Origin of the sequence: Paraburkholderia sp. RL18-101-BIB-B (genome assembly GCF_046026985.1) — a bacterium.
GTDB lineage: Bacteria > Pseudomonadota > Gammaproteobacteria > Burkholderiales > Burkholderiaceae > Paraburkholderia.
The window spans coordinates 45,794-68,996 of the sequence record NZ_JARESV010000034.1 but is presented as its reverse complement, the minus strand read 5'-3'; the positions used below and the strand labels follow the sequence as shown (position 1 = coordinate 68,996).

The 23,203-nt window shown below is 63.9% G+C and carries 18 protein-coding genes; 16 read left to right on the top strand and 2 right to left on the bottom strand.

Annotated features, from left to right (window positions below; translation table 11 throughout):
• The first annotated feature begins 171 nt into the window (after window positions 1–171).
• From P0D73_RS33220 to P0D73_RS33200, 5 genes are all read left to right on the top strand, one after another.
• Window positions 172–630 (top strand): MEKHLA domain-containing protein, encoded by a 459-nt coding sequence (locus P0D73_RS33220; RefSeq protein ID WP_408434676.1) that lies wholly within the window; start codon window positions 172–174, stop codon window positions 628–630.
• Between the two features lie 161 nt (window positions 631–791).
• Window positions 792–1,841 (top strand): Rieske 2Fe-2S domain-containing protein, encoded by a 1,050-nt coding sequence (locus P0D73_RS33215; protein ID WP_408434674.1) that lies wholly within the window; start codon window positions 792–794, stop codon window positions 1,839–1,841.
• Between the two features lie 69 nt (window positions 1,842–1,910).
• A complete protein-coding gene (locus tag P0D73_RS33210; protein ID WP_408434672.1) occupies window positions 1,911–3,275 on the top strand; it encodes an MFS transporter in 1,365 nt (454 codons plus the stop codon).
• Window positions 3,276–3,297: 22 nt separating this feature from the next.
• Complete coding sequence (locus P0D73_RS33205; RefSeq protein ID WP_408434670.1) at window positions 3,298–4,245, top strand: PDR/VanB family oxidoreductase; 948 nt, start codon at window positions 3,298–3,300, stop codon at window positions 4,243–4,245.
• Between the two features lie 75 nt (window positions 4,246–4,320).
• Window positions 4,321–5,229, top strand: a complete 909-nt coding sequence (locus tag P0D73_RS33200) for a LysR substrate-binding domain-containing protein (RefSeq protein WP_408179202.1) — start codon at window positions 4,321–4,323, stop codon at window positions 5,227–5,229.
• Window positions 5,230–5,252: 23 nt separating this feature from the next.
• Here the strand turns inward: P0D73_RS33200 and P0D73_RS33195 are convergent, their stop codons facing one another.
• On the bottom strand, window positions 5,253–6,488 hold the full coding sequence (locus tag P0D73_RS33195; protein WP_408315259.1) for a citrate synthase: 1,236 nt from the start codon (window positions 6,486–6,488) through the stop codon (window positions 5,253–5,255).
• Between the two features lie 266 nt (window positions 6,489–6,754).
• On the opposite strand from P0D73_RS33195, the gene P0D73_RS33190 reads away from it, so the two are divergent.
• The 8 genes from P0D73_RS33190 to P0D73_RS33155 all read left to right on the top strand — a co-directional run bounded on the left by P0D73_RS33190 (window position 6,755) and on the right by P0D73_RS33155 (window position 14,947).
• Window positions 6,755–7,882 (top strand): cupin domain-containing protein, encoded by a 1,128-nt coding sequence (locus P0D73_RS33190; RefSeq protein ID WP_132377147.1) that lies wholly within the window; start codon window positions 6,755–6,757, stop codon window positions 7,880–7,882.
• 28 nt (window positions 7,883–7,910) lie between these two features.
• Window positions 7,911–8,804: a 4-hydroxy-tetrahydrodipicolinate synthase gene (dapA, locus tag P0D73_RS33185; protein WP_408179204.1), complete on the top strand. Its 894-nt coding sequence runs from the start codon at window positions 7,911–7,913 to the stop codon at window positions 8,802–8,804.
• A gap of 43 nt (window positions 8,805–8,847) precedes the next feature.
• Window positions 8,848–9,402 (top strand): hypothetical protein, encoded by a 555-nt coding sequence (locus P0D73_RS33180; protein WP_408179205.1) that lies wholly within the window; start codon window positions 8,848–8,850, stop codon window positions 9,400–9,402.
• Entirely contained in the window at window positions 9,399–10,388 is a 990-nt protein-coding gene (locus tag P0D73_RS33175) for an ornithine cyclodeaminase family protein (RefSeq protein ID WP_408434668.1), read from the top strand. The genes P0D73_RS33180 and P0D73_RS33175 overlap by 4 nt, the downstream gene beginning before the upstream one ends.
• 136 nt (window positions 10,389–10,524) lie before the next feature.
• Window positions 10,525–11,586 carry a porin gene (locus tag P0D73_RS33170; protein WP_408285911.1) on the top strand — a complete coding sequence of 354 codons (1,062 nt, stop codon included), beginning with the start codon at window positions 10,525–10,527 and terminating at the stop codon, window positions 11,584–11,586.
• A gap of 14 nt (window positions 11,587–11,600) precedes the next feature.
• Window positions 11,601–12,962 (top strand): MFS transporter, encoded by a 1,362-nt coding sequence (locus tag P0D73_RS33165; protein WP_132377152.1) that lies wholly within the window; start codon window positions 11,601–11,603, stop codon window positions 12,960–12,962.
• Between the two features lie 25 nt (window positions 12,963–12,987).
• Window positions 12,988–13,977, top strand: coding sequence for a substrate-binding domain-containing protein (locus P0D73_RS33160; protein ID WP_408434666.1), 990 nt, complete (start codon window positions 12,988–12,990; stop codon window positions 13,975–13,977).
• Window positions 13,978–14,026: 49 nt separating this feature from the next.
• Window positions 14,027–14,947, top strand: a complete 921-nt coding sequence (locus P0D73_RS33155) for an alpha/beta hydrolase (RefSeq protein WP_408315210.1) — start codon at window positions 14,027–14,029, stop codon at window positions 14,945–14,947.
• Window positions 14,948–14,978: 31 nt separating this feature from the next.
• Here P0D73_RS33155 and P0D73_RS33150 read toward each other — a convergent pair whose 3' ends face one another.
• Window positions 14,979–16,949 (bottom strand): APC family permease, encoded by a 1,971-nt coding sequence (locus P0D73_RS33150; RefSeq protein WP_408434664.1) that lies wholly within the window; start codon window positions 16,947–16,949, stop codon window positions 14,979–14,981.
• A 685-nt stretch (window positions 16,950–17,634) separates the two neighbouring features.
• Here P0D73_RS33150 and P0D73_RS33145 point away from each other — a divergent pair.
• The 3 genes from P0D73_RS33145 to P0D73_RS33135 all read left to right on the top strand — a co-directional run bounded on the left by P0D73_RS33145 (window position 17,635) and on the right by P0D73_RS33135 (window position 23,137).
• A complete protein-coding gene (locus tag P0D73_RS33145) occupies window positions 17,635–18,927 on the top strand; it encodes an ATP citrate lyase citrate-binding domain-containing protein (protein WP_408434662.1) in 1,293 nt (430 codons plus the stop codon).
• Between the two features lie 42 nt (window positions 18,928–18,969).
• On the top strand, window positions 18,970–21,675 hold the full coding sequence (locus tag P0D73_RS33140) for a CoA-binding protein (RefSeq protein ID WP_408434660.1): 2,706 nt from the start codon (window positions 18,970–18,972) through the stop codon (window positions 21,673–21,675).
• Between the two features lie 70 nt (window positions 21,676–21,745).
• Complete coding sequence (locus P0D73_RS33135) at window positions 21,746–23,137, top strand: 2-hydroxycarboxylate transporter family protein (protein ID WP_408434658.1); 1,392 nt, start codon at window positions 21,746–21,748, stop codon at window positions 23,135–23,137.
• Window positions 23,138–23,203: the final 66 nt, after the last annotated feature.

Here is a 23,203-nt window from a genome sequence, read left to right as displayed (position 1 = left end):
GGGCGACGCTGCTGCCCGTGAGGTTCACATTTTCCCCGCAATTGCTGGTCCTGAGGTCATGGATCACCACCCCTTGCCACCGCCGGACTCAACAAACTTCGCCTGAAGATGCTGTATCGTGAACGCCTCCGTGTTTACACAGAGCCCACGATCACCGTAGAGACGCCTTAGATGACCCCACTCCGCCGCAATCCAGCTTTCTACCAACTCCTTACCGACAGTTACGCCCGGGTGCTTGGCCACCCTCTGGTGCCGCACGCCATGCCCGTGGTCGAAGCTGCCGAATGGCTCTACGAGAGCGCACCGTTCGCAGTGCTTGCGCACAACACCGATCCCGACCCGCTCTTTATTTACGGCAACAAAGCCGCGCAGCGCCGCTTTGAGTATAGCTGGGATGAAATTACCCGATTGCCGTCCCGGCTCTCGGCTGAAGCCCCGAATCGCGAGGAGCGACAGCAGTTCCTCGCACGCGTGCAGCGGCTTGGCTATGAGGCGGGCTACAAGGGCGTGCGCATCACCAAGTCAGGCCAGCGCTTCATGATCGAGGAAGCAACCCTGTGGCAACTTCTCGACGCGGAGGGCAAATTGCACGGCCAGGCAGTTGTCATCCCGCGCACGCGCGACATTTGATCACGCATACCGAGGGGTACCCGGTGTGTCCGCTTCGCTCCCTGCTCCAGCCATCGAAAATTTGCGATTCAGCCAGCAAATAATTGCGTTTGTTCTGTCCGTCTTCCCCCGATAACCTGCGTATATCCCCAATACCAGCGTTATCCGAGGAAAGACGAGTCATGAAGCTTCTGAAAAATACGTGGTACGCGGCCGCCTGGAGCCGTGACGTCGGGTCCGGGTTCGTCACTCGCGATCTGCTGGGCGAGCCGGTACTGCTGTATCGCAAGCACGACGGCTCGCCCGTCGCGATGATCGACCGCTGCCCGCATCGTTTTGCTCCGCTGTCGATGGGCAAGCGCGTCGGCGACGGCGTCGAGTGCGGTTATCACGGCCTGCAATTCGATTGCAGCGGCGCGTGCTCGCTGAATCCCCACGGCGACGGCCGCATTCCACCGGCCGCGCGCGTGCGCGCGTTTCCCGCCGCCGACCGGCACGGGCTGATCTGGATCTGGGCGGGCGAGCTGTCGCGCGCCGACCCGAGCCTGATTCCCGATTTCTCGCATCTGCTGTCGCCGCAACTGAAAACCGTCGGCGACCAGATGACGCAAAAAGCGCACTACGAATTGGTCGTCGACAACCTGATGGACCTCTCGCACGTCAACTATCTGCATGCGCCGTATCAGCAGGTCGACGATTTCCTCAAGGCGAAACACGACGTGGTGCAGGACGGCAGTGCGCTGGAAAGCCGCCGCACGATACCGGCCACGCGCGCGCCGCAATCGTTCCGGCCGTTTCTCGACGACCCCGACGCGCCCGTCGAATACTGGCTGAACATTCGCTGGCACGCGCCGGGATGCTGCATGCTGGAGACCGGCGTCGTGCCCGTCGGCAGGCCGCGCGAAGCGGGCCTCGTGCGTATCGGCACGCATATCGTCACGCCGATCGGCGCTGCCTCGACGCAATATCTCTACGCGAGTTCGCGCAACTATCGCCTCGACGACGCCGAGGCCGACAACGAGACGACGCGCTGGCAGCAGATGGGCTTTCACGAGCAGGACAAGCCGATGATCGAAGGCGTGCAGACACGCATGGGCGATCGCGAACTGCTGTCGATGCGGCCGATCCTGCTGGCGACCGACGCCGCCGCGATCCGCGCGCGGCGCCTGCTCGCGGCGATGATCGAAGCCGAAGCGCGCGTCGACGAACCCGCCCCGGCCGCCGTCGCCTGAGGTGCGCGCGGACCACGCTTAAAAAACAAAACAGGCGGGACGCAAAGCGCCCGCTTTACGGAGACAGACATGCAATCAACCGCTTCGCCGGGCGCCGCCGCCTCGCTGATCGACAGCCGGCCGCTCTCGGCCCGCCAGCGCCTGATTCTCGTATTGTGCGGATCAGTGATCTTTCTCGACGGGCTCGACACCCAGTCGATCAGCGTGGCCACCAAGGCCATGGTGCATGCGCTGAACGTGCCGCTGGCGAGCTTCGGCGTGGTGTTCTCGGTGCTGCAGCTCGGCGGCCTGATCGGCACCTTCGTGTTCGGCTACCTCGCCGACCGGGTCGGCCGCCGCCCGCTCGTGATCGTCGCGGCGCTGCTGATCGGCGCGCTCACGCTCGGCACGGCGTCCGTGAACAACTACACGCAACTGCTGATCGTGCGTTTTCTCGGCGGAGTGGGCCTCGGCGGCATCTTTCCATGCGTGCTCGCACTGGGCGCGGAATATGTGCACAGCCGCTCGAAAGGCCTCGCGGTCGCGCTGCTGTTCGCCAACTATTCGCTCGGCGCGGCGGTGGGCGCGATGATCAACGGCTACGTGCTGGCGCATTACGGCTGGCGCGCGGTCTATGTGGTCGGTGGCGTGCTGTCGATTGCCGCGGCGCTCGCGATCATCGCGTGGCTGCCGGAATCGCCTCATTTCCTTGCCTCGCGCGGCAAGATGGACAAGCTGCGCGCGGTGTTCCAGCGCCTCTATCCCAACGAGGCAATCGACGTCGAGCCGCTGCGCGTGAGCGCCGGGTCCGAGGCGGCACAAAAGCCCGCGCGCGGCGGCGTGCCGGTGCGGGAGATTTTCAGCGAAGGGCGCACGGGGATCACTTTGCTGCTGCTCGGCATCCTGATGCTCAGCTACGCGACCATCAAGGTGATGACGGTGTGGCTCACACCGCTTCTGCAGACTGCGGGCATTTCGGTGGTGCACACGTCGTACGTGCTCGCGAGCCTCGACATCGGCTCGATGCTCGGACTCGGTGTAGCGGGTTATGTCGTGAGCCGTTTCGGGCCGACGCGCTCGCTGTTGCCGTCGCTGCTGCTGCTCGCCGTCACCACCGTGGTGGTCGCCTGCGAAGTCACGCGTTTCGGCGTGCTGCTGCCAAGCGGCTTCGTGATTGGCTTCACAGGGGGAATCGGCCAGTCCGCGCCGCTCGCGCTGTTCGCGCTGATCTTCCCGACCCGCGTACGTTCCACCGCGCTCGGCCTCGGCGGCGCCGCCGGCCAGATCGGCAAGATCGGCTCGCCGATGCTGGTGGGCGCGGTGCTTGCCAACGGCTGGAAACCCGAGACCATTCTCTTCGCCGTCGCTCTGCTGCCGGCAATCGGCGTGCTGCTGATGCTATGCGTAACGCTGTCGCGCCGCCACGCGGTGACGAGCGTGAGCCAGAGCGCCTGACGACTTCACACTCAAAACTCATATGAAAGTAGGCATCGCACGAATCGAAGAAACCGCAGTCGGCATCCGCGCATTCGAACTCGCGCCGCTCGACGGCAAGCCGCTGCCGCCCTATACGGCGGGCGCGCACATTAGCGTGCATCTGCCGGCTGGCCTTGTGCGCCAATATTCGCTATGCGGGCGTCCGGAACAGGACGACGCTTATGTGATCGCAGTGCAGCACGCTGACGGATCGCGCGGCGGTTCGCGCGCGATGCATACGCTGCGGGTGGGCGACAGCTTGCACGTCGAAGGGCCGCGTAACGACTTTCCGCTCGCGCGCGATGCGCGGCATTCGGTGTTGCTCGCGGGCGGCATCGGCATCACGCCGCTGTTGTGCATGGCCGAGCGGCTCGCGCGGGCCGGCGGTTCGTTCGAGCTGCATTACTGCGTGCGCGAACGCGAGCGCGCGGCCTTTCTCGACCGGCTCGCCGAGCCGCTGCTGAAAGGTCGCTGCACGCTCTATGTCGACGACGCGCCGGCCAACGCGCGGCTCGACTTCGAGCGCGTCATGCGCCGTTACCGCCCGGGCTGGCATCTGTACGTGTGCGGTCCCGCCGGGTTCATGGAGCATGCGCTCTCGACCGCGAAGCAGGCGGGTTGGCCGGATCGCGAACTGCATCGCGAGTACTTCGGCGCGCCCGTTGCCGATACCGCTAGCGACCGTGCGTTCAGCGTGCGGCTCGCGCGCAGCGGGCGGGTGGTGCAGGTGGGCGCCACTCAAACGGTGGTGCAGGCGCTCGCCGCGCAAGGCGTGCAGATAGCGACGTCGTGTGAACAGGGCGTGTGCGGGACCTGTCTCACGCGCGTGCTGGGCGGGCAACCCGAGCATCGCGATCTGTATCTGACCGACGCCGAGCGCGCCTGCAACGACCAGTTCCTGCCTTGCTGCTCGCGCTCGCGATCGGACGAACTCGTGCTCGACCTGTGAGGCGCGGCATACCCGGATTGCGGCGTGCGGCGCGCGTGAGTACGATGCGTGATGCCCGTCGACGGAGCCTTTCCCTTGAGTACGCAAACGCTGCCTTCGATCAATCATCTGCGCAGCTTCCAGGTGATCGGCCACCATCTGAATCTCGTGCATGCGGCGCGCGAACTGCACCTGAGTCCATCGGCGCTGAGCTATCAACTCGGCGTGCTCGAAGACCGGCTCGGCACGCGGCTCTTCACGCGCACCGGCCGCGGCCTTGCTTTCACGGAAGCAGGGCGGCTGCTGCACGGCGAAGTCGATCAATGCCTGCAGCGGCTGTGGTCGGCATGGCAGCGCGTGGCGGCCAACGAACGCGCGGCGCCGCTGGTCGTGAATTCGCTGCCTACCTTCGCGATGCACTGGCTGCTGCCGAGACTCACGGCCGTGCAGGAACAATTCGCCAACGTGGAGATTCGCGTGTCGATCGCGCCGGTGGATCTCGAACGCGATGCGCTCGATTGCGCGATCGCATACGGCGATGGCCGCTGGCCCGGCGCGCAATGCGATTTTCTGCGCGCGGAGTCGCTGGTCGTGGTGTGCTCGCCCGCGGCGATCGCGGCCAACGGTCCGCTGTGCAGCGTCGCCGATCTCGCGCGCTTCACGCTGCTCACCGCCAAGACGCGGCCAGACGACTGGACCTTGTGGGCGGATGCCGCGCGCGATCCGCTGCCCGTCGGCGGCCGGCAATTGCTGCTCGCGTCGCGCATCATGGTGATTCAGGCCGCCTGCGAAAGCCTCGGCGTGGCCGTCGTCGATCCGGCGATGGTGCGGGCCGAGCTGTCGTCCGGGCGGCTCGTGCAGGCGCTGCCGCATACCGCGCGCGGCCAGGGCTCGTACTACCTCGTGTATCCGCTGGACGAGGAATCGCTCGCGCGCGTCGCCGCGTTTCGCACATGGCTGCTCGCCGAGATGGCGCGCGACAACGCCGCGGATATGTCCGGCTGAATACTTCGCCGCCGATCGCGCGGCTACATGCGCAACCCCGCGATGTACTTCGCGCGCGGCCGCAGCAGGAAGGCTTGCGCGCGCTGCTCCAGCACATGCGCGACCCAGCCGGCCGTGCGGCTGATGATCCAGAGCGCGGTAGCGGTGCCGTCCGGTAGCCCGAGCGCACGCGCCAGCACGACGAGTGCGATCGCCACGCCCGGATGCATCGACAGCCGTTCTTCGGCGAGCGCGAGGAATTCGAGCGTCGGGGCGGTGTCGGCCGTCGCGTTCTCCAGCGCGCGCACCTGTTCGAGAACCAGATTGGCGCGCACGTCGCCCTCCGGATACAGCGGATGGTTGAAGCCGAACAGGCTCGCGCCGACTTCGCGCACGAGTTGCAGGCGGGCGGCCGGGTCGGAGTGGGCCACGTCGCGCAACAACAGCGTTTCCACTTTCTCGGTTGCGGTGCCGGTCGAGAAGCCGACGTGCGAGCCGATCGCCGCCGCGATGCAGTTGTAGAGATCGGCATTGGTCGACGCCGCGACGCGCGCGGCGAAGGTTGCAGGCGCCAGTTCGTTGTCGGCGAGCACGGTGAGCGCGCCGTTGATCGCGAAGACCGCACCGGGCGTACAGGTGCCTCCCGCCGCGCGCAACAGATAGGCGGCGAGGCTCTCGCCGCGCTCGCGCATCACGAATGCACGCTGGTTGCTCAGAAAGCCGAGGCACCCCGCCATTGTCTGCATGATGAGGCGTGCGGCCTGCACGGCGCTGCCGTCGGAGATTTCGGCCGCGCCGCGCCCTTGCATGCCGAGCGCGAGCGGCACCATGCCGAGCAGATTGGCGATGTCGCTGCCTTCCAGCTTGCCCGCGTAGGCGCCGAACAGCGGCAGCACGGCTTGCGGCGTGTCGAGCGCGCCCCATGCGGTGACGCCGTCCTGCCAGACGCCGGTCATCAGCAACTGCGAGACGGACTCGAACGACGAGCCCGCCTTCGCCATTTCGACGGCCGAGCGGTTGCGATACAGCGGCCCTTGCGCCGTGATGTGCGTGATCGCCGACGCGAGCACCGGCTCGCCCCAGCGCATCGTCGATTCCGCCGCCGCGGCCTTCGGCATGCGTCCGCGCTTGCGGCTGCCCACGCGTTCGACGTCGGCGCGCACGTACAGGCTGCGCCGGCCGTCGTCGTGCGGCGCGGTGCCGATCATTCCACGACTTACGTACGAGTAAAGCGTGGCCGGCTTGATGTTGAGCCGCGCCAGCACTTCCTCGCGTGTCATCAGATCTTTGGTGGTCATGGAATCAATACAATCAATATAAATTCATCGCCAAAGAGTACGCGACGTCCGATTGAAAGTCCACATGGGCGCGGATAAATCAGCGATTCCGCTGCGCCTCAATGCCGCCGAGGATCCGAAACAATTTTATGTTGATTTGAAATATCAATCTTGATTGATAAATCGCCGGCGAGTAATTTTCAATCCTCGATTCCATTCCCGCGACTGTCCGTCTCCGCTTCGGACAGTCGCCTTGAGGAGACCTTCCGATGCATGACCTGAGACGCGAATTCGATCCGGCGCAAGCAAGTTTCGTCGATCAGACGGGCCAGCGCCCCCGCGACAATCACTACTGGGCGCCCGTTATCGTGAGCCGCGAGCAGATCGACGCGGAGGTGGCGCGGCTGGCCGCGTTGCCGAAGCCGCACGACGGCCGCCGTCATTCCCTGATCGTTCATCCGTCCGCGCGCGACGGTTCGCCGGGACTCGCGCCCGGCATTCAGGTGTCGTTGCAGGTGCTGCTGCCCGGCGAAACGACCGAGTCGATGCGCCACAACGCGACCGAAGTGAATTTCTGCATTCGCGGCGGCGGTTCGACGCGCGTGGCGGGCCGCACCATCGCGTTCCGTCAATACGACGTCTGGAATCATCCGGCCTTCGTGGCTTATTCGCATACGAACGACACCAGCGACATCCAGGTGCGGCTCGTCTATTCGAACATCCCATTGCTGCAGCACATGGAGGTGTACGTGCCCGAGTTCGGCGTCGAACTCGAAGTACCGACTGAAACGGTCACCGCGCATGCGAGCGACGACCCGAAGCGCCGCAATCCGTTCGGCACGTTCGCGATCGGCGACGACGGCGGTCTGCTGATGCCGTACGAAACGTTGATCAATCCGCAAGTGGTCGACTCGCGTCCGCTGCACTTTCCGTGGCAACAGGTGAAGAGCGAACTCGACAAGCTCGAGGCGCTCGGCAGCGAGTACGTCGGCCGGCGGCTGTACATGATGTACAACCCGGTCACGGGCCGCACCAACGGCATCACGCCGAACTTCTTCGCGACCATGACGATCCGGCCGCCGAAGATCGTCGACCGTCCGCATCGCCATGTGTCGTCGGCGATCAACTACTACTTTTCCGGCTCGGGCTACAGCATGGTGGCGGGCAACCGCTACGAGTGGAAAGCCGGCGACCTGATGCTGTCGGCACCGGGCTGGGCCGTGCACAACCACGCGTCGTATGACGATTACGTGTACGAGCTGACCATCCAGGACCAGCCGCTGAACATCTACATGCAATCGCTGCTGTGGCAGGAGAGCCTGAAGGAGCCGCCCGCGCTGCTCGGCACGCAGACGGGTTTTTCGACCAATCGCGCGAACTCCGCCAAGGCCGCATAAGCGGCGCCATCGACAAGGAATCCGAATCATGCGCGATATCTCATGGCTGAAGGGCTCGATCACGCCGATCGTCACGCCGTTCCGCAACCAGGCGGTCGATTACGAAACGTATGCGCGGCTCGTCGACTGGCAGATCGTCAACGGCGGGCACGGGGTGCTCGTCAACGGTACGACGGCCGAACCGAGCCTGCTGACGGTCGCCGAGCGCAACCGTCTGGTCGATGTGGCCGTCGAAGCCGCCGCGGGCCGGGTGCCGGTGCTGGCCGCGACCGGTTCGCAGTCGCATGCCGAAACCGTCGAACTGACACAGCACGCCGACAAGGCCGGTGTCGACGCGATGCTGGTGGTCACGCCGTACTATATCCGTCCGCCGCAACGCGGGCTCGTCGAGTATTACGCGGATATCGGCACGCGCACCGAGCGGCCGTTGCTGATCTATCACATCCCGGGGCGCGCCGCGGTCAGCATGGATCTGGCGACCGTCAAGGCGATCCGGGAACGCGTGCCGAACATGGCCGGTATGAAGCACGCGGTCAACGACATGGGTTTCGTCACGCACATGCTCGACGCGTTCGGGCCCGACTGGCGCGTGTTCGTCGGCCTCGAAGAGTTGAGCTATCCGATGCTCGCGGTCGGCGCGTGCGGTCTGATGAACGCGGTCGGCAATCTCGCGCCGCGCAAGGTCGCCGATCTGGTCGAAGCCGTCGAGCGTGACGACTACGCGGCCGCGCGCAAATTGCACTTCGCGCTGTTCGAGCTGAACCAGTCGGTGTTCTACGACACGAACCCGATCCCCATCAAGTACATGATGAAGCGGATGGGGCTCATTCCCGCCAACGAGCACCGCCTGCCGATGATGCCCGCCACGCGCGAACTCGAGACGCGGCTCGATGGCGTGCTCGATCGCGCCGGGCTGCTCTGAACGTGTTGCGACGACCCGAACCACAACGATCCCGGAGACAACGATGAGCGACAGGATCCCACGGTTGGAGATGGCCGAGATGCGGCCCGATCTGGCCGCCTATCTGACGCCGCGCGTCGAGCGGCTGCGCTATCTCGGCGAGCTGTTCAAGTGCGTGGGGCATGCGCCCGACGTGACCCTGCAATTCATGCATTTCACCGATGCGCTCAAACATGCATTGCCCGACCGTCTGACCGAACTCGGCGCACTGACCGTGGCGAGCTACATGGAGAATCGCTATGAGCGCCACCAGCACGAACGGCTGAGTGAAAAGCTCGGTTTTCCGCGCACGTGGATCGCCCAGGTCAACCGGCTCGATCCCGCCGCGGCGACGGAACTGAGCGACGTCGAGAAAGTCGCGCAAACCTACGCGCTCAAGGCGCTGCGTACGCGCGGGCTCGAAGCGCAAGCGGAGTTCGACACGCTCGCGCGCTTGCTGAGCCCCGCTGAAGCGATGGCCTTCGTGATGCTGATCGGCCGCTACGTCACGCATGCGCTGGCCGTCAATACGCTGGGGCTGAAGCCGCCGGTGCCTTCCATCTTCGAGGGCGAGCAATGAACGCGACGAGCACGCCAGTGTGGATTTCCGAGCAACAGATCGTTTCGCTGATGAACCTCTCCGGCGCCATCGAAGCGCTCGAAGACGGGCTCGCGCAGCAGGCGAGCGGGGCGGCGCGCAACATGGGCAAGACGCACGTCGCGTGGGGGCACAACAATCTGCACGCGATCGGCGCGGCGTATCAGCAGGCGGGGATCGTCGGCACCAAGACGTGGGCGCATACGGAGGGCGGCGCGTGTCCGCTGCTGATTCTGTTCGATAGCGGCAATGGCCAACTGCGGGCGATTCTGGAGGCGTTCGCGCTCGGCCAGATGCGTACCGGCGGCATTTCCGGCGTCGCGACGAAGTGGCTCGCGCGGCCCGATGCGCAGGTGTTCGCGCTGATCGGGACCGGCAAGCAGGCGCTCGCGCAACTCGCGGCGGTGGCCGCGGTGCGACCGCTGAAGCTGGTGCGCGTGTACAGTCCGACGCCCGCCAAGCGCCGCGCGTTTGTCGAGCAGGCGCGCGGCAGGTTCGACTTCGAAATCGTCGAAGCGGCTTCAGTGGAAGCGGCGGTCCGCGATGCGCCGATCGTCACGACCGTGACCCGCGCCACCGAAGCGTTTCTGCCGGCCGCGGCGCTGGCATACGGCACGCACGTGAATGCGGTGGGCGCGATCACGGAAGAGCGAATCGAACTCGCCGACGATGTGTTCGCCCGCTGCACGCGCGCCGTGGTCGACGACCTCGGCGCGGCAAAGCGGCTGTCAACGGAGTTCGCGCGCGCATACGGCGCGCGGGATGGCTGGAGCCAGGTGACGCCGCTTTGTGACGTGGTCGCGCAACGTCTCGCTCGCGCGGCGTCCGACGATATCACGGTGTTCAAGGCCATGGGCATGGGCGTGTCGGACCTTGCGCTCGGTCTGCGTCTGTACGCGCTCGCAAGTCAGGCGGGGCTCGGTGCGCCGCTGCCGCAGCCGCGCCGCGAGCCGCCGCGGCTGGATTGACGACGCTTCGATCCCGGCAGGATCGCGCGTGTCGTGTGTAGCGCAGTCTTGCCGGCAGTCGGATTGCTACGTCCCGGCAAGCAGATTCGGAATCCGAATTAATAAACATCAATACAATAACCCTGGAGACACAAACGTGAAGAAACGCCACGCCCTCGCGGCGTTCGCCGTGTCATGCACCGCCGTCCCGGCCGCGCATGCGCAAAGTTCGGTAACGCTCTACGGCATCGCCGACGTCGGCATCGAAGTCGTCAATCATGTGCCCGGACCCAACGGCACCTCCGGCACCGCCGTGCGCATGGAGTCCGGCAGCCTCGCCGGTTCGCGTTGGGGCTTGCGCGGGCAGGAAGACCTGGGCGGCGGACTGAAGGCCGTGTTCGACCTGGAGAATGGTTTCTCGATCAACAACGGCGCGCTCGGACAGGGTGGCCGGATGTTCGGACGCAAGGCGTACGTCGGCTTGAGCACACCGTACGGCGAGGTGACGCTCGGCCGTCAGTACAATCTTCTCTACGAACTGATGTACGTGTACGATCCGCTCAACTTCAATCCGAGCTATTCGGCGCAGGGTTACGATCCGACGCTGGTAGGCCGCGCGGACAATTCGGTGCGCTATCTGGCGAGGTTTTCGGGTGTGACGTTTGCCGCGCTGTATAGCACGGGTTTCGATTCGACGATTCCTAACGGCGCGCAAGTGCCCGGCCACTCGAAGGTCGGTCGCGAATATAGCTTTGCGCTGCAATACGCGGGTGGCCCCGCCAATGTCGGGGTCGCGTACGACCAGATGCAGGGCACCTCGATCGCCACGCAAGACGCCACGCAGATGCGCGTGGTGGGCGGCGGCTCGTACGCGTTCGGGCCGGTGAAGGCGTATGTCGGCACGCGCTGGCTCAACATCCGCAACAGCACGACGCTGCAAAGCTCGCTGCTGTACTGGCTGGGCGCCACGTGGCAGGCGAGCGCGCCGCTTACGCTATCGCTCGGCGGCTATCAGGAGCGCATTCGCGGCAGCGGGCAGAAAACATCGAGCGGCGTGCTGCTCGCCGACTATTTTCTGTCCAAGAGCACCGACCTCTACGCGGAGGTCTCGTATGTCAGCAATTCCAACGGCCTGAACATCGGCGTGCGCGCGATCGGCGACGTGACGACGGGCAGCAACCAGACCGGCGCGATGGTCGGCATCAAACACAGTTTCTGAGAGCGGAGAAGATCATGGCTCAACTTAAAGTGTCGATGCCGGCCAGCCGCATCGATGTTCGGCAGGAACTGGAGGAGGCGCGCCTCGGCCGCTTCCACATTCGTCTGGGTATCCTGATCTCGCTGATTCTGTTGTTCGACGGCTACGATCTGTACAACTCGGCGTATATCGTTCACTACGTCACCGGACCGTGGGGCCTGTCGCCGGTGCGTATCGGCGTGATGCTGTCGAGCGGGCTTGCGGGGTTCGCCGCCGGGTCGGCCGTCAGCGGGCTGCTCGGCGACCGCTTCGGGCGCCGCAAGATCCTGCTGCTCGGCTGCTGGGGCTCCGGTGTGATGAGTCTCGCGATCGCGCTGTTCGCGCACAATCTCGCGTCGTACATCGCATTGCGTGTGACGATGGGGCTGGCACTCGGCCTGCTGATGCCGCTCGCCGTCACCTACATCAACGAGATCGCGCCGACGCGCTCGTCCAACGTCTTCACGATCGTGTTCTTCTCGCTCGGGTGGGTGAGCGGATCGTCGTCGGCGGGGCTGATCGCGGCCTGGCTCACGCCGCATTACGGATGGCAGAGCCTTTACTACGTCGGCGGCATTGCGCTGGTGTTCGCGATGGCGATCCAGCTATGGCTGCCGGAGTCGCCGCGCTTTCTCGCCAATCGCGGCCGGTGGGACGAGTTGAAGCCGCTGCTCTACAGGTTGCGCCCGGAACGCGCCGCGGCGTACGACATGGGCGAGTTCGCCGCGGGCGGCACGCTTTCGCACAAGAGTCCGCTCGGTCGGTTGCTGGCCCAGGATTACCGGCTGCGTACCTTGAGTTTCTGGGCCGCCGGCGCGTTGAGCCTGTTCGCCGCTTATGGTCTGTCGGGCTGGCTGCCGACCATCATGCTCAAGCGCGGCGAGAATCTGTCTTCGAGCTTCGCCTACGGCTCGCTGTTCGCCGGCATGGCGGTGGCGGGCGGACTGATTGCCGGTTTCGCCGCCGACCGCGTCGGCGACCGCCGCAAGGTCCTTGCGCTATCGTATCTGCTTGGCGCCGCGATGGTCGCGCTGCTGGCCTGGGCGACCGACCGCACGACCACGCTGCTTGCCGTGGCCGGCGCGGGCGCCTTCGTGGTCGGCTCGCAGATGGTGCTGAACAACCTCGTCGCGTCGGCGTATCCGACCGAAATGCGCGGCACGGGCGTCGGCGTATTCCTCGGACTATCACGCGTCGGCGCGATGTTCGGACCGGCCGTGGCCGGCCTCCTGCAGCAGTGGTCGGGCGGTCCCGGCATCATGTTCGTCGCGATCGGCGCGGCCGTGCTGATGACGGCGACCCTGGTGCTGACCGTCGGTCCGTCGCAACCGCATGCGGTCGTGACCAACGCCCATTGAAATTTTCGCTTCTACGAGAACCGTTATGTCAAGACTGTCCTTAAGCCTCGCCGTCAGTGATTACGACCACGTGCGCGATCTGGTCTCCGGGCGCGTGCAGCCCGAAGGCATCGAACTGCTGCCCTCGGTCCTGAACGTCGAGGAGATTTTTTATCGCACCACGCATTTCCAGGAGTGGGACATCTCGGAGATGTCGTTCGGCAAATACTCGTCGTTGCGTTCGCAAGGCGACGACCGCCTCGTCGGCTTGCCGGTGTTTCCGTCGCGTTCGTTCCGGCAGTCGTCGCTCTACGTGCGCCGTGGCGGCGCAGTGCGACGTCCGGAGGATTTGCGCGGCAAACGCGTCGGCATTCCCGAGTGGGCGCAAACCGCGGCGATCTATTCGCGCGGCTGGATCGAACATTCGCTGGGTATTCCGCTGTCCGAGATCGAATGGGTGCAGGGTGGCGTGAACCAGGCGGGGCGTAAGGAAAAGGTCGACGTGCGAGTGCCGGAAGGCGTGTCGTATCGATCGGAACCCGGGCATTCGTTGACGTCGCTACTGCTCGACGGCAAGATCGATGCGGTCATGAGCGCGCGTCCGCCCGAGCCGGACAGCGGCCGCGCGGACGAGATCGTGCGGCTTTACCCCGAATTCATCGATGCGGAGCGCGCGTACTACGAGGCGACCCGGATCTTCCCGATCATGCATCTGATCGTGCTGCGCCGCGAGACTTTCGAAAAACACCGCTGGATTGCCGGCAATCTGCTGAAGGCCTTCGAGGAAGCGAAGCGCAACAGCCTGTACCGGCTGAGCGATATCACCTGCTCGCATTTTCCGCTGCCGTGGATGCCGTCGCGTGTCGCCGAAGCGCAAGCGTTGTTTGGCTCGGACATCTGGCCATATGGGCTCGAACCTAACCGCACGACGCTCGAAGCGTTCCTCAAGTTCGGCTACGAGCAGGGCGTGTGCCATCGGCTGCTGAAGCCGGAGGAATTGTTTCCCGCTGAAACGCTCAGTGCGGTGCGCGTATGAACACGAAGCGCGGCAGGCAGGCGAGCCGTGACAAGAACCGGTGCGGCCGATGATCACGCTGCGCAAGACGGGTAGCTTCTTCGTCGGCGGGCGGCGTGTGAGCGTGAGTGGCCGCACGCCGTATCGGGTCACGCTCTCTTCGACATCGACGCGCGACTATGATCCGAACGGCACTTACTGGATCGAGGCGGCCTACGTGCAGTACTTCCTGCAGGCCACGCCGCGCTATCCGGTGCCGCTCGTGCTGATGCATGGCGGCGGTCTGACGGGCGCGATGTGGGAAGACACGCCCGACGGCAGGCCCGGCTGGCTCCAGCGGCTGCTGGAAGAGCGCGTGTCGGTGTACGTGGTGGATAACGTCGAACGCGGACGCGCGGGCTTCTGCGCACTCGACGATGTCTGGCCCGACCAGCCGTTGTCGCGCAGCGATGAGGAGTCCGCGAAGATCTACCGCTTCGGCTACGCTGGCCACCGTTTCCCGCTCGGCGCGCTGCGCGGTCTGTCAGCGCAAACGGTGCCGCGTTGGCCTGGCACGATGGCGCTGCAACGGCAGGCGCTGATCGATGTAGTGACACGCGTTGGCCCGTGCGTGCTGCTCGGCTTTAGCCAGGGTGGCGGATTCGTATTCGACGCGGCCGATGCGGCGCGCGACCTGGTGCGCGCATGCATCGCGCTGGAACCGCACGGCGTGCCCGCGTCGTTCGATGCCGGTTTGCCGGGCACGCCGGCGCTCGTCGTGTTCGGCGACTTTATCGAAGAAGACGAAGCGTGGCGTGCCCATTCTGCTCGCGCGAGCGCCTCGATCGCTGCGTGGAATGCAGCGGGCGGACGAGGCGAACGCATTGATCTGCCGGCGCTCGGCATGCGCGGCAACACGCACATGATGATGATGGACACCAACAGCGACGACGTGTTTCGGATCGTGCTCGACTGGCTCGACGGTTGTGCGGGGATGCGGGTGCCTGGCTGATCGTGACAGGTCGTTACGCCAGGGCCGCCCGTCAACCGATCTTCATCGGCAGGAGCACCATCCGTTTGCCTTGCGACTGTAGGCGCTTCCGGATCTCGGCCGGAGTCCGATTGTGCAGCCACGCCGACAAGTTGACCCGACTGAAGGCGAGCTTGCTGGCGAAACACACACTGTTCGGAAACTCGTCCATGGTGGCTTCGGTAAGTCGCACCAGTCCGTCCATCGGACGCGTGACGAACTCGATCCGGCAATCGGCTGCAAACCCCTGATAGCGGCTCTGGGCCATATAGTACGCAAGCGATGACGACATCTCTTGCCGCAAATGCTCGATATGGTTCGTGTCTTCCCAGCTTTGCGCGTCCACTTCGCCGACTGTCAGGACGATCATGTTGTCGAACCGCCCCGGAAACATGCGCGCAACGCAAAGCAACGCGTGCATGCTTGTACCGCGATGCCGGTCGACAAGCACGATCGCAGTTGACCGGGATGGGTCCGGCCTGAGCGCCGTGTCGCCATCGCCATCGACCTCGGGCGCCGCGCCGGCAAACAGTGCGTCTTCCTTCGCCAACTGCATGGAGATTTCCCTGTAGTGACGCCTGACGAGAAAACACAGCACGATCACCACGCCTGTCACCAGCACGGTCAGCCAGCCGCCCGCAGTGAATTTTTCGACAAGCGTCACGGCGAGCACCGTGACCGTCGTCGAAAGACCGAGCACCGCCAGCGCAAAAGGCCGCAACCAGCCTCCGCGGTCGCGGCGGCCCCACCGGTAGATGCACAGGCCGAGGAACGACAGGCTGAAGGTCAGGAATACGTTGATGCTGTACAGCACCACCAGCGTCGTCACATCGCCGTGCGTCCATAGCAGGATCGCGAGATTCGCAACGCCGATGACGACGACGCCGTTCCGTCGTACCAGCCGCGTCGACAGTTGGCGGAAACAACGCGGCATCCATGAGTCCGCTGCCATGTTCGACAAGACCGTTGGTCCGTCGAGGAATCCCGCTTGCGCACCGACGAGCAGCAACCCTGCCTCTAACGCAAGCACTGCAGCCAGCAGGGCGTGGCGTGCAAGCGACGAGCCCACCCCGAGATGATCGATCACGCTGCCAAACACGACAGCGTTGAGCGTTTTGCCCTCGACCGGCCTGGCGTGCCAAAGCATGTAAAGCATGATGATGCCTCCCGCCGTGAAAGCGAGCGACGCCGCCATGGAAAACATGGTCCACTTGCCATTGCGCACGCGCGGCTCGACGATCATGTTGACGTTGTTCGACACGGCTTCAAGGCCGGTATAGGTGCCGCCTCCCAGCGAGAACGCTCGCATCAGCAACGCCGCGACCACGAGCGGGCCGAATGCATGCGACATGCCGCGCGCCTCGCCCACGGCGGCCGGCACGATAGCCGTCAGTTGACCGCTGTGGACTGCCACGCCATATACGATCAGCGCCGCATGAATCACGACGAAGCCAAGGAAAACCGGCAGCAGCACAAGGATCGACTGCTTCATGCCGCGCAAGTTAAGGCAGCTCATCAACACGATCAGGCCTAGCTCCGTGACGAGCCTGAACGCCTGGGCGGTCGCCGGCAACAGACTGAATAGGGCTTCGACACCGCTCGCAATGGACGTCGCGACGGTCAGCACATAGTCGACCAGCAGCGCCGCACCGGACACGACGCCACAGCGCGGGCCGAGCAGTTCGGTCGCGACGCGATAACCGCCGCCACCGGCGGGAAACAATTCGATGATCTGGCTGTAACCGAACGAGACGATGAAGACGGTGGCCGCCGTCGCCGCAGCGAGAAACAGAGCGAGCGGCATGTGCTGTCCGAGCGCGAGAAACGCCTCTTCGGGACCATAGCAAGCTGAGGACAGTCCATCGGCGCCGAGACCGATCAACGCGAACAACGGCGTAATCGCGATGGCCTGGCGCGTGCGCGGGTCGAGCGGATCCAGCGCCTCGCCGGCAATCAGCTTCTTTATTTTCCGGAAGGCGGTCACGGCGGACGAGTTACCGTATGAGCGTCCGGGGATAAATCACGTCTTCAAAACGGACGATTTGAACGGCGTTGTTTTTAGTCATTTCTGGATATACGGCCGCGTAAAGCAGGTTCCACCCGACAGGTACAAGGGAATCTGTCATGCTCGGTGGGAGTGCAGAGGATACTTCTGGCGAGATATATTCGTTATAAAATTTCCGCGAATAGAATTAAAACCCCGTATCTGCCCATCTGAATCCACAGCGACATCTGCCGAGCAATCGCAACGTTCTGCTGGATGAACTTTAAGCCTGCGCCGCGGGCGAATTCTGAGGTTCGAGACTTTCCCCGCCGATCCGGCACTTTCAATCAACACTAAAGCCATATAAATCAAAGGCATACGTCTGTTCGCCAACCGTCGATCATTTGGCATGGGCCTTGCGTTAGTGGATGCATAGGCGTTCAACGCCATCAAGGCGTCCGTTCAGGGCGCGATTACGGAGACGACACCCATGATTCGATTGATCGCCCTTTGCGCAAACGCGCGGCGCTAGCGCACCGCAAATCACCTTTTCCCAACCGACTTCAGCACCGACCGCCTCACGCGGCCGGCGGGAAAGATGCGTCCGTCACGGGCTCTTCAATGCTTGCCCCCGACGCTGCCAACTCTCAGTTTCATTCAAGAAGCAACTCTGAAAGGAGACGATATGCAAGTCACCGGAATGTTGTACGGCGCAAAACTGCTGAAGTTCGGCGGCTTTCCAACTGCCGAAGTGCTCGGCCCGGACGCGAGTGAAGAGCAGATCAAGGCCCTCATCGATCGCCATGGTTCCGTGTTTGTGAAGCCGATGTTCAAGGGCGGGATAGGCAAAAAGGGCAAGGCAGGACTGATCGGGCGCGCGAGCGACCTGAAGACCGCATTGAAGGAGAAGGAGCGCCTGTACTTCGCCGAACACCGGCATGGCAATCAGACGGCCAAGGCCAATGGCGTGACCTTCGAAGGCGCCGTACCGGCTCAGCACGAAGTGTATTTCTCGATCACCGATTCGACGCGTTTCAGGGCGCCGACGATGACGATCACGCATCACGGCGGCGTCGATATCGAGGAACTCGACCCCAGCATGATCGCGCACGTGCCATTCGATCCGCTAACCGGCCTGAAGGCGTTCGTCGTCGCCAACGCGCTGTCACGCCTGAATGCGCCTAAAGAGATTATTTCGCCGCTGGTCCAACACCTGCCGAAGCTCTGGGAGCTGTATCACAACTTCGGCATGACTACCCTCGAACTGAACCCGATTCGCATGCAGCCGGGTCGTGACGGCCGACTGACGCCCGTCGCCTGCGACTTCAAATGCGGCTTTGACCGCGACGACGTTCGCTGGCAGCGCCTCGACATACCCGCGCATGTGTTCTCGGTCGACTATTCCGATTTCGAATCGGAGATCAACCAGTTGCGGACCTACCAGGGCCAAAGCGACGTCTACGTGATCAACGAAAGCGGCACCATCCTCGCGCCGACATTCGGCGGCGGGGCGAATTCGCTGGTGTCGGAGATGCTCGGTGACGACGCGATCATCTCCTCGGACTTTGGTGGAAATCCGCCCTACGACAAGATGAAGGAAGTGGCTCGCATCTGCTTCAAGCACTGGCTGAAGCAGACCAACGTGCTGTTCATCATCGGCGGGAAGTCGAACAACACCGATATCTTCGAGACCTTGCGCGCCATGGCCGATGCATTGCGCGAGCACTTCAGCAAGAACGGGCCGACGCCGCTCTACGTTGTGATCGGACGTGGTGGACCGAATCTCGTGCGCGGCATGGGTGCGATGCGCGATACCTGCGATGCGCTCGGCCTGCCGTACAGCATCTTCGGATTCGATTCGGATATCAGCGAAGTGATCCAGTACGCGAAGGCAGCGGATGGATGGATGAAGGCAGGCGGCCGCGAACAGGTGGCCGCGCGGCTCAATAGTGCGCAAATCGAGCCCGCCCAGGCATGAGCCGCCACGACTCGCGTGCATAGATCAATCCGGAGGAAGACCATGTACAGGCAAGGTGCAGGAGATTTCAAATACTACGTCGGCATCAGTTCGCTCGCGCAGGCGGCCAGCCGCGAGGACCGCGTGTGCGTGCTGAACATACTCGGCGGCGAGTCGCGGCAGGTCACGCCGGTGGGCCACGTGTATTCGGGTGGCAACGTCGTTTTCGGCACATCGCCCGGGCGGCGCGGACAGGTGCTCGAGACTTCGCTTGGCGATATCCCCGTGTACAACAGTGTGCTAGAAGGGCTGCAGGACGGCCACCGTTTCAATTGCGGAGTGATCTACTTGCCGCCATCCGCCGCACGCGATGGCGTGGCCGAACTGATTCGCGTCAACCCCGAACTCAAGAAGATCTTCATCGTCACCGAGAAACTCTCTGTGCATGATTCGCGCGAAATACGGGCGATGGGGCAGCAAAACGGCATCGACATCTTTGGCGGCAACAGCCTCGGTATCGCCGATGCATGGAACCGCGTGCGCATCGGCGGTGCGCTCGGCGGCGATAGTCCCGACGAGGCGCTGAAGAAAGGTTCGATAGCGATCTTCTCCAACTCGGGCAACTTCACCACGACGATCGCCACCTACCTGCGAATGGCCGGGTGGGGGACGACCACGCTCATGTCGAGCGGCAAGGACGTCTATATCCACTTCGCGGCGCCGGAGTTCGCGTTCGCGCTCGCCAACGACGCGCGCAGCAAGGCGGCCGTCCTGTACTCGGAGCCGGGCGGCTATTACGAGCTCGAAGCGGAATTCAGCAAACCGGTGGTAGCTTGTGTGGTCGGCCGCTGGAAGCAGAAGCTCACGCGCGCCGTCGGCCATGCGGGAGCATTGGCCGGCGGCAATGACGACGCGGCGTCCAAGGAGCGCTGGTTCATGGAGAAGTTCGGCGTCGACCGGCCGTTCACACCGGACGATCCGGTATGCAGTGTAAAGGGCGCGCTGGTGACCAACATCGCCTACATCCCGGCCGCGCTGACTGCGGTAATGCGCGAAAACGGCGCGCGGCCGGATTTCGAGCCGGAAGGAAGTCTCGCGCTCAAACCGTGGTTTCGTTCGTCGAACGGCATTGCCATGCCGCCCGAGCTCGACCTGCCCGTTGTCGCAGCGCTGTCGCCGTACGACGCGCAGATCGCCACACTGAACCAGCAGGTCGGCATCGTGTTTCCGCGCCAGAACATGAAGGACGCTTCCGGCGCATCGCAGATGGACCCGGGCACGCAGGTGACGAGCCTGCATGGCGTTCCGGTGCTGCAGGCCGCGCAGTATTCACTCGAGGGCAACCTTTGTCTCGCGCTGCTGCATGAGCCGGGAGGCGTGAACGACGCCAGGCTTGTCAGAGTCGCGGTCGGAGCCGAGCTCAATCTGCTTGGCGACGCGACGCTCGCAGCGGCGCAGGCCGCACGCGACGCGGGCAACGCGCCAAACAGCGTACTCGCGGCGGCGGCGAGCATTGTCGGGCCGCGTCGCGCGGACGGCGCGCGCCGGGCCGCGCGGGCGCTGGTCGAACTCGGCACCGCGGCGGGCTTGCGTGATGCGCTTGACGAAGCTTTCGACGTCACGTCGATGCATTCCGATGCCGAGGCGCGCACGTTGCTCACGTGCGATGCGCCTGACGAAAAGGCCACGGCGATGCTCGCGGGTCTCACGAAAAGAGAGGCGCAGTCCGTGTTCATCCGCTATTTACAGAGCCTCGACGGGCATCCGAGTTCGGATGCCGTGCTGGCTGCTATCACCACGACGCTCGCGTGGGGACCGTTGATGCGTAAGCGCGTATCGCGGATAACCGTTGAAAATCTGCCATGGTGGATGCGCCTGTTTGGGACGTTGATCGGCGCGTCGGTCGATGCAAGCCAACATGAAGTGGGGCGCTTTTGCGGTATTGCGATGGACGAGATACTAGGACAACGCTCACTGACCGATGTTGCGTGCGCTGCGTTGATCGGGGGTAAGCCCGATGAAGCCGAACTCTTCGGATTCCAGACACTCGTGGGCCTGCTGCTCACTAACGGACCCGGGGCGATCTCCGCGCAGGGAGCGAAGGGCGCGGTATCGGCGGACGGTCCCGAGACGCCGGAGCGCGTGCAACTGAACAAGGCAATGGTTGGCTTTCTGACGCACGCGGGCTACGCACATGGCGGCAATGGCTTCGAGGGTGTGGCGTTCCTGCTCGAGCGCTTCGAGCAGATCGCGATGTCCGACCCCGGCGACTCGGCGCACGGTATCGACCTGAAGGCGATGGCCGCCGGATTCGCACGTGCCTATGGCGAGGAGCGGGCACAGCGCAAGGAGGTCGGCGCACAGCAAGCGACCGCGCTGCCCTGCATCAACCATCCGGTGTTCAAGGGCAAGCCCGTCAACGTCGATCCACGTGAAGTGTTTGTACGTCAGTGCTTCGAGGCTCGCGGCGAATACAACGTGTTCCACCACTACTATCGGGAGCTGGTGCAGGCGCTCTACGACGAGAACGTGACACGCAACGTGTTCGCGGTCAACGTCGATGCAGTGATTGCTTCGGTGCTGCTAAAGATGCTGTGGGCGCGACATCGCGCGGGCGACTTCCCCAATGAAGCACTCGAGACCGCAGCCTTCACTGTCTTCCTGTATGGCCGGATGATCGGCTGCGCCGCGGAGATCGACGACCACCTGAATCGCGGACGAAATCTCGACACTCGCACGCCTCAGGCGAATGTCCGATTCGTCGCATGAACGGGCTGAAGGCTGCCACTATCATCCACTGATCAGACAAAGACCGGGCCGCATTCGACCGCTTATTGCAATGCGGCACCGGTCTTCAACCGCGAGGAGACGCTTCGTGCACATCACTTCACACACATCACACCCGACGCCGGCGCAGCAACCCCAAATCAAGCCGCACTTCTGGCCTGAGGGCTGGTGGAAGCTGATGGAATACCGGATCGGTATTATTCCGCTGCCGGTGTACGTCATTCTGCTTGCGCTGATCGCGGGCTTCGCGATCACCGGAAAGGTGCCGGGTGAGATCTCGATGGCGATCGCCGTGCTGGCCTTTTTTGGTTTCACCTGCGCGGAGATCGGCAAGCGCCTGCCGATCGTCCGGAACATTGGAGCTGCCGCAATCTTCGCAACTTTCATCCCCTCGGCGCTGACCTACTACCATTTGCTGCCCAAGCCGATCCTCACGCTCACGACGGATTTCACGAAGTCGACCAACTTCCTCTATCTGTTCATCGCGTCGATCATCGTGGGCAGTATCCTGAGCATGGACCGCCGCGTGCTGATCCGGGGCTTCATCAAGATCTTCGTTCCGCTCGCCCTCGGCTCGGTCGCGGCAGGCATTGTCGGGACACTGGTCGGCACGGCACTTGGCCTCGGCGCACGCCATACGTTCTTCTATGTGGTGGTGCCGATCATGGCGGGCGGCATCGGCGAAGGCGCAATACCGTTGTCGATCGGCTATTCGGAAATCCTTCACCTGCCGCAGGGCGAACTGTTCGCCCAGGTGCTGCCGCCCGTAATGCTCGGCAGTCTCACCGCGATCATCTTTGCAGGGGCGCTCGACATGGTCGGAAAACGCCTTCCGCATCTCACGGGTCAGGGCCGTCTGCAAGTCGGAGAGGAAGACGAAATGGATCCGGTGCAGGAGGAAATTCGCGGACATGTCGACGTCTCCCATATCGCAGCGGCGGGAATCACCGCCATCACGCTGTACCTGCTGGGGCTGATGTGTCGCAACATGTTCGGGCTGCCGGCGCCGGTGGCCATGTTGTTTCTCGCGGTGCTGGTCAAGCTCGCCCGGGCAGTGTCGCCGCCGTTGCAGGAAGGGGCCTTTGTCGTCTACAAGTTCTTCTCGACGGCCGTTACCTATCCGTTGCTGTTCGCGATCGGCGTGGCGATGACGCCGTGGGACAAACTGATGGCGGCGTTCACGTTAGCCAACATCATCACCATCGTCGCAACAGTGGCAACGCTAATGGGGACCGGCTTTGTGGTCGGACGCATGTTGAAGATGTACCCTATCGACACGGCGATCGTGAACGCCTGTCACAGTGGGCAGGGCGGGACCGGTGACGTTGCCATCCTCACAGCCGCCAACCGCATGCAACTCATGCCGTTTGCGCAGATCGCCACCCGCATCGGCGGGGCGATTGTCGTCACGATCACGTTGATCGTGCTGGCGCACATGGGATGATCATTGCTATTGGCGACCGCCGGGACGCCGCTCTGCACGTCGGAGTCGGCGGTCATTCTGCAATCG